At 65.8% G+C, this 12,935-nt stretch carries 11 protein-coding genes; 7 read left to right on the forward strand and 4 right to left on the reverse strand.

The genetic code is table 11. The annotated features are described in order from the left end of the window. Positions 1 to 30 precede the first annotated feature (30 nt). Positions 31 to 1,329 (forward strand): GNAT family N-acetyltransferase, encoded by a 1,299-nt coding sequence (locus C3B78_RS09715; protein ID WP_104997885.1) that lies wholly within the window; start codon positions 31 to 33, stop codon positions 1,327 to 1,329. A gap of 267 nt (positions 1,330 to 1,596) precedes the next feature. Continuing rightward, positions 1,597 to 3,075, forward strand: coding sequence for a 30S ribosomal protein S1 (gene rpsA, locus C3B78_RS09720; RefSeq protein ID WP_104997886.1), 1,479 nt, complete (start codon positions 1,597 to 1,599; stop codon positions 3,073 to 3,075). 128 nt (positions 3,076 to 3,203) lie between these two features. Here rpsA and C3B78_RS09725 read toward each other — a convergent pair whose 3' ends face one another. Next, entirely contained in the window at positions 3,204 to 3,716 is a 513-nt protein-coding gene (locus C3B78_RS09725; protein WP_104997887.1) for a GNAT family N-acetyltransferase, read from the reverse strand. Further along, positions 3,700 to 4,389 carry an IMPACT family protein gene (locus tag C3B78_RS09730; protein WP_104997888.1) on the reverse strand — a complete coding sequence of 230 codons (690 nt, stop codon included), beginning with the start codon at positions 4,387 to 4,389 and terminating at the stop codon, positions 3,700 to 3,702. The genes C3B78_RS09725 and C3B78_RS09730 overlap by 17 nt, the downstream gene beginning before the upstream one ends. Before the next feature lie 157 nt (positions 4,390 to 4,546). On the opposite strand from C3B78_RS09730, the gene C3B78_RS19690 reads away from it, so the two are divergent. From C3B78_RS19690 to C3B78_RS09750, 5 genes are all read left to right on the forward strand, one after another. After that, positions 4,547 to 4,813: a hypothetical protein gene (locus tag C3B78_RS19690; RefSeq protein ID WP_158677235.1), complete on the forward strand. Its 267-nt coding sequence runs from the start codon at positions 4,547 to 4,549 to the stop codon at positions 4,811 to 4,813. A 146-nt stretch (positions 4,814 to 4,959) separates the two neighbouring features. Further along, positions 4,960 to 6,174 (forward strand): dephospho-CoA kinase, encoded by a 1,215-nt coding sequence (coaE, locus tag C3B78_RS09735; protein ID WP_104997889.1) that lies wholly within the window; start codon positions 4,960 to 4,962, stop codon positions 6,172 to 6,174. 78 nt (positions 6,175 to 6,252) lie between these two features. Further along, on the forward strand, positions 6,253 to 8,349 hold the full coding sequence (gene uvrB, locus C3B78_RS09740; protein WP_104997890.1) for an excinuclease ABC subunit UvrB: 2,097 nt from the start codon (positions 6,253 to 6,255) through the stop codon (positions 8,347 to 8,349). Positions 8,350 to 8,552: 203 nt separating this feature from the next. After that, positions 8,553 to 9,581 (forward strand): TerC family protein, encoded by a 1,029-nt coding sequence (locus tag C3B78_RS09745; protein WP_104997891.1) that lies wholly within the window; start codon positions 8,553 to 8,555, stop codon positions 9,579 to 9,581. Positions 9,582 to 9,689: 108 nt separating this feature from the next. Further along, positions 9,690 to 11,078 carry an MFS transporter gene (locus C3B78_RS09750; protein WP_104997892.1) on the forward strand — a complete coding sequence of 463 codons (1,389 nt, stop codon included), beginning with the start codon at positions 9,690 to 9,692 and terminating at the stop codon, positions 11,076 to 11,078. On the opposite strand, the gene C3B78_RS09755 is transcribed toward C3B78_RS09750, so the two are convergent. Both C3B78_RS09755 and C3B78_RS09760 read right to left on the reverse strand, forming a co-directional pair. Next, positions 11,064 to 12,329, reverse strand: a complete 1,266-nt coding sequence (locus C3B78_RS09755) for an alpha/beta fold hydrolase (RefSeq protein WP_104997893.1) — start codon at positions 12,327 to 12,329, stop codon at positions 11,064 to 11,066. The two genes, C3B78_RS09750 and C3B78_RS09755, sit on opposite strands and share 15 nt — an antisense overlap. 76 nt (positions 12,330 to 12,405) lie before the next feature. After that, positions 12,406 to 12,906, reverse strand: coding sequence for a GNAT family N-acetyltransferase (locus C3B78_RS09760; RefSeq protein WP_104997894.1), 501 nt, complete (start codon positions 12,904 to 12,906; stop codon positions 12,406 to 12,408). Positions 12,907 to 12,935 lie beyond the last annotated feature (29 nt).

Here is a 12,935-nt window from a genome sequence, read left to right on the forward strand (position 1 = left end):
GCGCCGGGGACCTTGGCTAGGCTCAGGTGCGTGGCTGATCTGAGTGGAAACTATGAAATCCGGCGCTTTGATGCTGTGTCCAAGGGCAAGGACGGTTACGCCGAGGCGGAAACCTGGAGCCGCGCCGTATCGTTCGGCTTCCACGAATCGACCCGGACGCCGGAACACGTCGCCAGAACGCTGGAAACGTATGAGGCCGACCGGCGGGTGCTCACCGGCGCCTACCAAACGGGCCCGGTAGCGCCGTCGTCGTTGCCCGCGGACGTGCCGGTGGCCACCTTCGGAACCATGCGCAATACCCTCAATGTGGGCTTCGGACGCCTGGTGGAAGCCCACCTGGTCACCGCTGTCACCGTCCGCACCTCGCACCGGCGGCGCGGGCTGCTGCGGCGGATGATGAGCGAGGACCTGCAGCTCGCGAAGGACGCCGGGGTGGCGGTGGCGGCGCTTACCGCGTCAGAGGGAACCATTTATGGCCGGTTCGGCTACGGTGTGGCCAGCTTTGAACGCAAAGCCAAGGTGGACACCACGGCGCGGTTCAGCCTCCGGCATGAGGCAACCGGCACCGTGGAGGTCGCCGATCCCAAGGCATTGCTGCAGCTGGCTCCGGAAGTCTTCGACCGGGTGCACCGGCTGACCCCGGGGTCCGTAGGGCGGCAGGACTGGTACCGGCAGCTTGCGTCGGGCTCGCTCGGCCGCGACGGCAAGGAGGACCCCGCCATCAAGGTGGCGCTCCATTACGGGCCCGCCGGGACCGTCGACGGCTACGTCTCCTACAAGTTCCTCGGCTGGGACAGCGAGCCCTACACCGTGGAAGTGGTGGACCTGGTGGCCGGCAGCAACGATGCGTACCTGGAACTCTGGCAGTTCCTCGGCGCCATTGATCTGGTGGAACGCGTGTCCTGGACGGAAGCCCCGTTGGACGACCCCCTGGCCTGGGCCCTGGACGATCCCCGCTGCATCGAGTCCTCGGACAGCCGGGACATGCTCTGGCTGCGCATCCTCGATGTCCCCAAGGCGCTGGCCGGGCGGCACTACCCAACAGAAGGCCGCCTGGCGCTGAAAGTCCTGGACCCGCTCGGCCTCACGGCCGGTACCTACGCTCTTTACGCCGATGGCGGCCAGGCCGCCGTCGAGCGCATGCCGGAGACCGCGGAGGCGGACCTGACCCTGGACGTCTCCGCCCTGTCCTCCATCTACGTCGGCGGGGTCAGTCCGGTCACACTGGCAGCAGCGGGCAAAGTCCGGGAGCATACGGCAGGCTCCGCGCTGAAGGCCGGGCAGATGTTCGCCGTCGAGCGGGCTACGCATTGCCTTACCCACTTCTAAGGTCACTGCCGGCACGAGGTCGTGTCCGGGCGAACGCGCCACGGGAGTGCCCTGCCTCGGCGCTTTTGACCCGTGTTGCGGGCAGCGACTAGAATAAACGGGCGTGTACTACGTGCACGTATTTGCAGTTCAATATTCTCAGCAATCCACAAAATCAGGATGACCCGGAGGATCCGTCGGATTCACCGCAAATCGCGCCTGCGTTCCATAACGCGGGCGCGGTGGTTTGCCTGACCGACTAACTATCCACAACGGAGCCCCTACTACATGACCATCACCTCCACCGAGAAGCCCGGTACCCCCGTAGTCGCCATTAACGACATCGGTACCGCTGAGGACTTCCTCGCAGCAGTCGACGCGACCATCAAGTACTTCAACGACGGAGACCTCGTCGAAGGTACCGTCGTCAAGGTCGACCGCGATGAAGTCCTGCTCGACATCGGTTACAAGACCGAAGGTGTCATCCCCTCCCGCGAGCTGTCCATCAAGCACGACGTTGATCCCGGAGACGTTGTCTCCGTTGGCGATCAGGTCGAAGCCCTGGTGCTCACCAAGGAAGACAAAGAAGGCCGCCTGATCCTCTCCAAGAAGCGCGCTCAGTACGAGCGTGCCTGGGGCGACATCGAGAAGGTCAAGGAAGAAGACGGTGTTGTCACCGGTACCGTCATCGAGGTCGTCAAGGGTGGTCTTATCCTCGACATCGGCCTGCGCGGCTTCCTGCCCGCATCCCTCGTCGAGATGCGCCGTGTGCGCGACCTGGCTCCGTACATCGGCCAGCAGATCGAAGCCAAGATCATCGAGCTGGACAAGAACCGCAACAACGTTGTGCTGTCCCGCCGTGCATGGCTCGAGCAGACCCAGTCCGAGGTCCGCTCCACGTTCCTCAACAAGCTGGAAAAGGGCCAGGTCCGTCCCGGCGTCGTTTCCTCCATCGTCAACTTCGGTGCCTTCGTGGACCTGGGCGGCGTAGACGGCCTGGTTCACGTTTCCGAGCTGTCCTGGAAGCACATCGACCACCCGTCCGAGGTTGTCGAGGTTGGCCAGGAAGTCACCGTCGAGGTTCTCGAGGTGGACCTGGACCGCGAGCGCGTTTCCCTGTCGCTCAAGGCTACGCAGGAAGACCCGTGGCAGACCTTCGCCCGCACCCACGCCCTCGGCCAGGTTGTTCCGGGTAAGGTCACCAAGCTGGTTCCGTTCGGTGCGTTCGTCCGCGTCGAAGACGGCATCGAAGGCCTGGTCCACATCTCCGAGCTGGCCGTGCGCCACGTGGAGCTGGCCGAGCAGGTTGTTTCCGTTGGGGACGAGCTGTTCGTCAAGGTCATCGACATCGACCTGGAACGCCGCCGCATCTCGCTGTCCCTCAAGCAGGCCAACGAGGGCGTTGACGCCGACAGCACCGAATTCGATCCGGCTCTGTACGGCATGGCCGCAGAGTACGACGAAGAGGGCAACTACAAGTACCCGGAGGGCTTCGATCCCGAGTCCAACGAGTGGCTTGAAGGCTACGAGACCCAGCGCGCCGCCTGGGAGCAGCAGTACGCTGACGCCCAGACCCGCTGGGAAGCACACAAGAAGCAGGTTGCCCAGCACGCTGCCGATGACGCTGCAGCTGCAACGTCCGGTGAGAGCGACTCCGGCACCACCAGCTACTCCTCGGAGCCGGCTGCTGAGTCCAACGCCGGTGCAGGCACGCTTGCATCCGACGAGGCTCTCGCCGCCCTGCGCGAGAAGCTGACCGGCAACTAATTGCCACTGGCCCGGACTTTTCCGGGCTGACACAACGGGCCCCCGCAAACGCGGGGGCCCGTTGGCGTTAAAAGCAGCGACTGTCTGGCACTTAACGCTGCCATACCCGATTTTCGGTGCGTTTGCTGCTAGTCAGTTGGGAGTGCGACGACGGCGCGCACCGTTCCGTCGTCGTCGGGCGTAAGGATGGCCCCGGCGCCGGCGAGGATTCGCTGGGCGGCGGGGTTTCCGGCCAGGGTGCGGGCGGTCACCGCAGCGATTCCGGCGGTGCGGGCCTCCGCCAGGAGCAGGCGAAGCGCCGCGCTTCCGATGCCGCAGCCCCGAAAGCTCCTGCCGAGCCAGATCCCCGTCTCTGCGGTGTCCGGTCCATTGCCGACGTGGACGCGCTTGAGCCGGATGGAGCCGGCAAGGGCGCCACCGGCAAGGATCCCCCAGGACTTCTCTCCCGCCTTCCCATCCAGGCCTTCCGCGGCGGCACGGTGGTAACTGAAGAACCAGGCTGTACGTTCCAGGTTCCAGCCCGGTCCGCCGACCGGGGGAGCGACCTCATCCGGCGAGGCGTCCCGCTTGGCGAGGTCCAGGAGCTGTTCCAGCACCCTTTCGTCGACATCCACCAGGGACACCTCAGGTAAGCGGGACATCCACCCACTCCGTTCCTTCCGGCACCAGGACAGTGCCGCCGGCGGTCAGGACCTGGAGGCGTTCGGCAGCAGCTGTGATGGCGGCGGCCTCGTCCGGCACGGCAATGCGAAGAACCGTGTGCCCGGGACCGTAGCTGGTTCCAGCCATCACGAAGCCCGCGGCGCGCAGGTCGTTCTCCAGCCTGCCTGCCGCCGTATGCGCGACTTCCGCCGAACAGATCCGCAGCCGGCTGCGGCGCACCATCGGCGCCAGGGCCAGCGCCGAGGAGACGGACTCCGAGTAGGCCCGCACCAGGCCGCCGGCGCCCAGCAGGACGCCACCGAAGTAACGCACGACGACGGCACTGACGTCGCTGAGGTCGGCCACCCCGGGGAGTGTCTCCCTTTTGGCCAGGGCCTCAAGCATCGGAAGGCCTGCCGTGCCAGAGGGCTCGCCGTCGTCATTGGAACGCTGGATGTCCCGGTCCGGGCCAATGATGAACGCCGAGCAGTGATGCCGGGCGTCGTGGAACTCGCGGCGGAGGCCTGCCACCAGGTCCCGTGCCGATTCTTCGGTGCCGGCGCGGCGCAGGACGGTGATGAATCGGGAGCGCTTGATCTCGAGCTCGTGGCGGAAATCGGGTCCGGCCGCCAAGGTGGTGTACCCCGTGGCCCTGCTGTCTTCCTCTTGCACCCGGCCCAGTCTAGGCCCAAGTTCCCCTGGCCGGGCAAGGGCTGGAGTAGAGGTTTGGGCTCTGCGATTAAGGATCGATTAAGGCGCCGGCGGGAATCTTGGAACACCAAGACACGGGACCAGCAATAGTATTCCGAACAGCAAAGGGAGCGCGGCCATGAAGCGGGTCGAAGCGTCAAACCGCAGCACGCATCAAACAGGTATACAAAGGAAATCACCGGATTTCTGCCCACGTGGCCGGACTGCGCCGGTGGAAAGCAAGCAGTCTGATGGAGCCAAAAAGAGGAAGCTGTTCCTTTCCACCGCAGCTGTTGCCGCAGCTGGTTTCTCAGGAGTGATGGCCGCGCCGGCAAATGCTTCTTCGACGACGGCGGAGGGCGGGACGGATGTGCAGGCACATTCGATAGCCGCGCCTTACCAGTGAAGAGGAAATCCGCACTCTGCAGCAGCTCGGCGACTTTTTAGGCCCCGGGTGCGGTTGTCCGGATGATTGCCGGCCGGGTCCAGTGCATGGCGCTTCAGGAGACGCACCGTGGACCTGGACCGGGGCCGGGGGATTAGGGTGGTGTGATGCTCAAGATCGGGTTGACGGGCGGCATCGCCTCCGGAAAGTCAGTGGTTGCCTTGCGCCTGAAAGAACGCGGGGCGGTGCTCGTGGATGCTGATGCACTGGCCCGTGAAGTGGTGGAGCCGGGCACCGAAGGCCTGAACCGCGTCGTGGCAGAGTTTGGCCGGGATGTCCTTGGCGCCGACGGCCGGCTTGACCGTCCCAAGCTCGGCGCCCTTGTCTTTGGAGATCCGGCACGGCTCTCAGTGCTGAACCGAATCGTCCACCCCCTGGTCCGGTCGCGGGCGGCGGCTATCGCGGAAGCGGCGGCAGGAGATGCCGTGGTGGTGCAGGACATCCCTCTGCTGGTGGAAACCGGGCAGGGGACCGATTTCCACCTGGTGTTGGTGGTGGACGCGCCGGATGACGTACGGCTGCAGCGGATGCTGGAGCACCGCGGGATGACGCGAGAGGATGCACTGTCGCGGATGGCTGCGCAGGCAACACGGGACGAACGGCTGGCCGCGGCTGACGTCGTCCTGGACAATTCCGGCAGCGTGCAGCACCTGCTGGACCAGGTGGACCGGCTCTGGGACGGCCGGCTGGTGCCCTTCGCCCGCAACCTCGCCGCGGGCAAGCGTGCGCCGAGGAACTGCGGTCCTGTCCTGGAGCCGTATCGGGAGGAATGGGCCAAGGAGGCAGCCAGGATCTCCGCGAGGCTGAAGACCGCGGCCCCCGGGCTCATCCTGGCGGTGGACCACATCGGCTCCACGTCCGTCCCCGGGCTCGCTGCCAAGGACGTCATAGACCTGCAGGTTGCGGTACCCGGCCTGGCCGCTGCAGACAGTGCTGCACCCCTGCTGGCGGCAGCCGGGTTCCCCTTGGTGCCCGGTGCCGGGTCCGATACGCCCAAGCCGACGGCGCCGGATCCCGGGCAGTGGCAGAAACGGTTCCATGCCAACGCGGACCCGGGGCGTCCGGTGAACATCCACGTCCGCGTCGCCGGCTCGCCCGGATGGCGCTATGCGCTGATGTTCCGGGACTGGCTGATGGATAACCCGTCCGCACGCACGCTGTACGCACGGCATAAGGCGGATCTTGCGGGACGCTTTGCCGGCTCGGCGGGCACCAGGGCGTACGCCGAGGCCAAGGAGCCGTGGTTCACGGACGTTGCCTGGCCCCTCATGTCCGCGTGGGCCGAGGAAACCGGGTGGGCGCCGCCGTCGTACGCGCCCTGATGCCGTCCGCGGGCCCCGCGCTGTTCGCCCGTAATGGACGGCCCTCTTAGTGTCGGTGCCCGGTTGTAGATTAGATCCATGAGCCTTGCGCAGGATATCAACCGTGTTGTGGCGCCTTTCGAGGTCATCAGCGAATTCAAGCCCGCGGGCGACCAGCCCGCCGCCATCGCCGAACTGACGGAGCGCATCAAGAACGGTGAAAAGGACGTGGTACTGCTAGGTGCCACGGGTACCGGCAAGAGCGCCACCACCGCCTGGCTGATCGAGCAAGTGCAGCGGCCCACCCTGGTGATGGTCCAGAACAAGACCCTGGCGGCGCAGCTGGCCAACGAATTCCGCGAGCTGCTGCCCAACAACGCGGTGGAGTACTTCGTTTCCTACTACGACTACTACCAGCCCGAGGCCTATGTCGCCCAGACTGACACCTTCATCGAGAAGGACTCCTCCATCAACGAGGAAGTGGAGAGGCTCCGCCACTCCGCCACCAACGCCCTGCTGACCCGCCGGGACGTGATCGTCGTCGCCACTGTGTCCTGCATCTACGGCCTGGGCACTCCCGAGGAATACATCGCAGGAATGGTCACGCTCCGCAAGGGGGCGGAGATGAACCGTGACGACCTCCTCCGGAAATTCGTGTCCATGCAGTACGCCCGCAACGACATGGACTTTCATCGGGGTACTTTCCGCGTCCGCGGGGACACTGTGGAGATCATCCCGATGTACGAGGAACTGGCCATCCGGATTGAGTTCTTCGGGGATGAAATTGAGAATATCCAGACGCTCCACCCCCTGACCGGTGAAGTGATCCGCGACGAAGAGGAAATGTACGTCTTCCCCGCCTCGCACTACGTGGCCGGGCCCGAGCGGATGTCCCGGGCCATCAAGCGGATCGAGGATGAGCTTGCCGATCGGCTGAAGGTACTGGAAAGCCAGAACAAGCTGGTGGAAGCGCAGCGGCTCCGGATGCGGACCATGTACGACCTCGAAATGATGCAGCAGATGGGCTTCTGCAATGGCATCGAGAACTACTCGGCGCACATCGACGGCCGCGCTCCGGGAACTGCTCCGCACTGCCTCCTGGACTACTTCCCGGACGACTTCCTCTTGGTGGTGGACGAGTCCCACGTGACTATCCCGCAGATCGGCGCCATGTACGAAGGCGACATGTCCCGCAAACGGAACCTGGTGGACTTCGGCTTCCGCCTGCCCTCGGCAATGGACAACAGGCCGCTGAAATGGGACGAATTCCTGCAACGCGTTGGCCAGACTGTCTACCTCTCCGCCACTCCGGGCAAGTATGAACTAGGCAAGGCCGACGGCTTCGTGCAGCAGATCATCCGCCCCACGGGCCTCATCGATCCCGAGGTGGTGGTCAAGCCCACCAAGGGCCAGATCGACGACCTGCTGGGGGAGATCAAGGCCCGTACGGACAAGAACGAGCGCATCCTGGTCACTACCCTGACCAAGCGGATGGCCGAGGACCTCACGGACTACCTCCTCGGGCATGGCATCAAGGTGGAGTACCTGCACTCCGACGTTGACACCCTGCGGCGCGTGGAGCTGCTGCGCGAACTCCGGATGGGCCGGTTCGACGTCCTGGTGGGCATCAACCTGCTCAGGGAGGGCCTGGACCTTCCCGAGGTGTCCCTTGTCAGCATCCTCGACGCCGACAAGGAAGGCTTCCTGCGGTCGTCCACGTCCCTGATCCAGACGATCGGCCGCGCTGCCCGCAACGTCTCCGGCCAGGTGCACATGTACGCCGACCGCATCACGGACTCCATGGCGCAGGCCATCGACGAGACAAACCGGCGCCGCGCCATCCAGGTTGCCTACAACACCGAACATGGCGTGGATCCGCAGCCGCTGCGGAAGAAGATCGCCGACATCACGGACCAGCTGGCCAAGGAAGACGCCGACACCCAGGAGCTGCTGAACAACAACCGGCTGGCCAAGGGCGGGAAGCGGAAGTCGGCGGCGAAGGGTGCCGCCCAGGTCCGCAAAGACGGCCTGGCCGCGGCGCCGGCCGAGGACCTGGTGGGCCTGATCGAACAGCTGACGGAGCAGATGCACGGCGCTGCCGCCGAACTGCAGTTCGAAGTGGCGGCCAGGATCAGGGACGAGGTCAGCGAGCTGAAGAAGGAACTGCGCCAGATGCAGGCTGCCGGGCACGCCTGACACAAACATCAATGGGGGACAGGCGGACGGCCCGCCTAGGGTAGAGTTAACGTCACGTAGGGGAGTATCCCGAGCGCTACGATCGTCAACACGCAGGGCATGGTTGCCCCGCCGGGCGTAGCGGGCCGCCGTTTCAGCACCAAGTGCGCAGGCAGGCCGGAGAGACTTACACCGCATCTCTGTACCCTGCGAAAGGCTACCCTGTGCTCGAATTGCCCGTCTGGTTCGAGGTCGGCTCTCTTGTCGCCCTCGGCCTGATTCTCCTGATCGACCTTCTCCTGGTGGTCCGCCGGCCCCATGAACCTTCCATGAAGGAAGCCGGCCTGTGGGTGGCGTTCTACGTCAGCCTCGCCCTCGTGTTCGCCGGCGCCATGTTTGCTTTCACCGGCCCTGAATACGGCGGCCAGTTCGTTGCCGGCTGGGTCACCGAGTACAGCCTCAGCATCGACAACCTGTTTGTCTTCATCATCATCATGGCCCGCTTCTCGGTGCCCCGGAAGTACCAGCAGGAAGTCCTGATGGTGGGCATCATCATCGCCCTGATCCTGCGCGGGATCTTCATCCTGCTCGGCGCCATCGTGATCGAGCAGTTCAGCTGGGTGTTCTACATCTTCGGTGCGTTCCTGCTGTGGACCGCCTGGAAGCAGGCCCAGGATGAAGGCGAAGACGAAGAAGACCGGGAGAACCCGCTGATCGCCAAGATCCGCAAGGTCATCCCCATGGCGGAGAAGTTCGACGGCGGCAAGCTGCGCACCACAGTGAACGGCAAGAAGGTCTTCACCCCCATGCTGATCGTGTTCATCACCATCGGCCTCACGGACCTGCTCTTCGCCGTCGACTCCATTCCCGCCATCTTCGGCCTCACCCAGAGCCCCTTCATCGTATTTACGGCCAACCTGTTCGCCCTGATGGGCCTGCGCCAGCTGTACTTCCTCCTCGGCGGCCTCATGAACCGGCTGATCTACCTGAAGCACGCGCTATCCTTCATCCTCGCGTTCATCGGCGTCAAGCTGGTCCTGCACGCCATGCACGTCAACGAGCTACCGTTCATCAACGGCGGGCAGCACATTGAATGGGCTCCCGAAATCCCCACGTTCGTTTCCCTGGGCGTCATCGTTGGCACTATCGTCATTGCGGTGATCGCCAGCCTTGTCAGCTCCAAGGCCAAGGAAGCGCACCTGGACCCCCGGCTCGAGGAAGATGCCCGGAGGAGCCACAGCGACGCCGAGTAGGCGTCCCTGGTCCTCCTGAACCGGACAATCCCGGCCGTGTCCGCGGCCGGGATTGTCGCCTTAAATCCCCTCTGTAGGAAGCGCCAAGGGGAGGACTATGCTCGGACCATGGCCCCCACCCTGATATCGGACCAACGGGTGCGCCTCGTGCAGCGGCGCACGGTGGTGCTGCTGAGCGCGGCCCAGATTTTTGGCGGAATCGGCACCGGTGCCACGGTTTCCATCGGGTCCATCCTCGCTGTCGAACTGTCCGGGTCGAGCGCCTGGGCCGGCGCAGTCGCCACAGTCATGACCCTCGGCGCCGCGCTGGCGGCCCTGCCGCTTGCCTCGCTGGCGGACCGCCGGGGACGCCGGATCGGCCAGGTGGCCGGGCTGTCCGTGGCCCTCGCAGGCACAGTCCTGATGGTGCTCGCGGTGGTGTCAGGCCTTTTCATCCTGCTGGTGCTCGGCGCTGCCGGCATCGGAGTGGGTACCGCCGCGAGCCTGCAGGCACGGTTCGCCGCCGTCGACCTTGCGGATCCGGAACACCGCGGCAGGGCCCTGTCCGCCGTGGTCTGGGCCGTCACCGTTGGCGCCGTCGCCGGGCCCAACCTCATCCAGCCCGGCACCGTGGTGGGACAGGCGCTGGGCCTTCCACCCGTTGCAGGGCCCTTCGTGATTGCGGCCGCGGGCCTCCTCCTGGCGAACGTCCTGCTTTTTGCCGGGCTGCGGCCGGATCCGCTGCTGCTGGCCCGGGAACTTGCCCTGCAGCAGGCGGGCACCGGAGCCGCCGCCACACCACAGCAAACGCCGGCAGCATCGGGGGGCGGCGGCACGGGGGCGCGCACCAACGGGCAGGCAAATCGCGTCGGCGGCTCGCTGGTCCGCGGACTGCGGGCCATACGCGGCTCCCGGACCGCTCTCCTGGCAGTGGCCGCCGTCGTCGGCGCCCACGCCGTGATGGTGGGCGTGATGTCCATGACCCCGCTTCACCTGCAGGAACTGGTGGAAGGGCCGGGAGCGAGCCACGCCGGCCACGCAGCGTCCGGTGACGTCCTGGTGATCATCGGTTTCACCATTTCGCTGCACATAGCCGGGATGTTCGCATTGTCTCCGGTGATGGGCTGGCTGACGGACAGGGCCGGCAGGGCGCAGACCATCATGATTGGCTTCACCCTGCTGATTACTGCCGTGGCTGTTGCCGGATTCGGCCAGGCATCCACGGGGGCGGTGGCGGCAGGACTGGTTTTGCTGGGCCTGGGCTGGTCCGCCGCCACGGTGTCCGGCTCCACCCTGCTCGCAGAGAGCGTCGGCCAGGACGCCCGGGTAGTGGTGCAGGGGGTTTCGGACATGCTCATGGGTGCAGCCGGGGCCGTGGGCGGGGCGGTGTCCGGCCTGGTCCTCAGCTGGATCGGCTACCTGGGCCTGAACCTGCTGGGCGGCGTGGTGGGCGCAGCCGTCCTGGCCGCGGCGTTCGTGACCGTGGCGGCCGGCCGGCGCGGGTCAGCGCCCGCCTGACCGTGCCATACCCAGCAGCCTGGCGAAGATCGCCTCGCCGTCGTCGGCGATGCCATCGTGGTGGAAGTCTCCGGTCTCCCAGACCTGCAGCCCGCGCACCGCGGACGCCGTTTCAAGGGAGAGTTTCCGGTCCACATAGATGTCGTCCGAGTAGACGGCGGCAGCCACCGGAACGGTGTTCGCCCCCAGCTGGGCAACATCGTAGAGCGGCTTCCAGTCCGCTTTGGCTGCAAGCAGGTCCGCCACGTCCCGGAGGGGCTCAAGCGCAGGGTCCTGTTCGAAGTACCACGGATAAACCATTTCCCCCGTCAACAGCAGCGGCTCGGCATCCGGCCGGAATTCCGGATAGTCCGCCAGGACCCGCCAGGCGGCCCAGCCGGTCGCCTGCCCCTGGCCGTAGATGGATTCGTGCATCAGGGCGTAGAGGGGATTCGACCGGCGCGAGACGATGGCCTGCACCTGGTCCAGGAAGGCATCCGAGAGCCGGGCGCCTTCCGCTGTTTCGGTGAAGGCGTCCTCCAGCAGGTGATGCAGGCTGTCCACGCGCGTATTCCCGCCGAGGAAGGAACCCACCATCTGGAAGCGCTCCACGGTGAGCGGGCCGCCGTCGGGCAGGAATTCCGGAGTGCTCCGGAGGTGGCGGGCTATCCGGTCTACGATGTCCCGGTCCTCCGGGTACCAGCCGAAGTACTCGGCGTTGCGGGCCGCTACGCGCTGGAACGTGGCCCGATACACGGCGTCGGCCGGGCCGGCCAGCGGCGCAAGGCCGCCAGTCACCAGGACCTCCCTCAGGCCCTCCGGAGCAAAGGACAGGTACGTCAGTGCGCAGAATCCTCCGTAGCTCTGGCCGTACACCGTCCACGGGCCGGCCCCCAAGGCATCCCGGATCAGCTCGGCGTCGGCCACGATGGAATCGGCACGGAAATGCTCCAGGTACGCGGCCTGGTCCGCGGCGGATCCCCGCAGCGGCAGGGTGTTCCGGTCCGCGGGCGTGGACAGCCCCGTTCCGCGCTGGTCCAGCATCAGGATCCGGAAGTCCTTGGCGGCCGCTTTGCTCCAGCCGCCCAGCGAGCCAAACCTGTTGCCGCGCCCGCCGGGACCGCCCTGGAGGAACAGGAGCCAAGGGAGATCCGCGGCCTGGTCCTCGCTGTGTGCGGCCGAAACGTACTCCCGGGCAAAAACGGAAATTGTTTCGCCCGAGGGCGAAGCGTGGTCCAGCGGCACTGTGAAGACGTGCTCCGTGGTCCGCATCCCGCGGAACTGGTGCTTCGCCCTTACCTCGTGCCTTGCCCCGACCGCCGGGCCTGCCGGCGGTGGCATCCCTGCACTAGCCATTGGCGGCGGCGGGGACGGCATTGCCGAACTGTTCGAGGGCCTGGCCGGTAAGCCGGAAGGTGGACCACCCGTCCATTGGCTTCGCGCCGAGGCGCCGGTAGAAGTTGATGGACGGCTCATTCCAGTCAAGGACGCTCCACTCCACCCTGGCGTAGCCGTTCTCCACGGCGATGGCGGCGAGGTGCTGGAGCAGGGCCTTTCCGTGTCCTTCGCCGCGGGCCTCCGGGCTAACGTAAAGGTCCTCCAGGTAGATGCCGTGCACGCCTTCCCAGGTGGAATAGTTCAGGAACCACAAAGCGAACCCCTCGACTTCGCCGGCCCCGTTCTCTGCCATGGCAGCGAACACGCGCGGGTTCTCTCCGAACAGCACCTGCTGCAGCATCGCGGGAGTGTTCCGGACGGCGTCAGGTTCCTTTTCGTAGTTCGCCAATTCGCGGATCATCCTGAGGATTGCGGGTACGTCTTGCGGGGTTGCGGGGCGGATTACACTCATTGTTCGAGCTTACCGTCGGCACCCGGCAG

Source organism: Arthrobacter sp. PGP41 (genome assembly GCF_002953935.1).
In the GTDB taxonomy this organism is placed as follows: Bacteria; Actinomycetota; Actinomycetes; order Actinomycetales; family Micrococcaceae; genus Arthrobacter.

What these genes read in the sequence shown, in the direction of transcription:
- rpsA (WP_104997886.1), top strand. Translation starts at nt 1,597, where the DNA reads ATGACCATCACCTCCACCGAGAAGCCCGGTACCCCCGTAGTCGCCATT.
- uvrB (WP_104997890.1), top strand. Translation starts at nt 6,253, where the DNA reads ATGAGCCTTGCGCAGGATATCAACCGTGTTGTGGCGCCTTTCGAGGTC.
- C3B78_RS09725 (WP_104997887.1), bottom strand. Translation starts at nt 3,716, where the DNA reads ATGTCCCGCTTACCTGAGGTGTCCCTGGTGGATGTCGACGAAAGGGTG.
- C3B78_RS19690 (WP_158677235.1), top strand. Translation starts at nt 4,547, where the DNA reads ATGAAGCGGGTCGAAGCGTCAAACCGCAGCACGCATCAAACAGGTATA.
- coaE (WP_104997889.1), top strand. Translation starts at nt 4,960, where the DNA reads ATGCTCAAGATCGGGTTGACGGGCGGCATCGCCTCCGGAAAGTCAGTG.
- C3B78_RS09755 (WP_104997893.1), bottom strand. Translation starts at nt 12,329, where the DNA reads ATGCGGACCACGGAGCACGTCTTCACAGTGCCGCTGGACCACGCTTCG.
- C3B78_RS09750 (WP_104997892.1), top strand. Translation starts at nt 9,690, where the DNA reads ATGGCCCCCACCCTGATATCGGACCAACGGGTGCGCCTCGTGCAGCGG.
- C3B78_RS09760 (WP_104997894.1), bottom strand. Translation starts at nt 12,906, where the DNA reads ATGAGTGTAATCCGCCCCGCAACCCCGCAAGACGTACCCGCAATCCTC.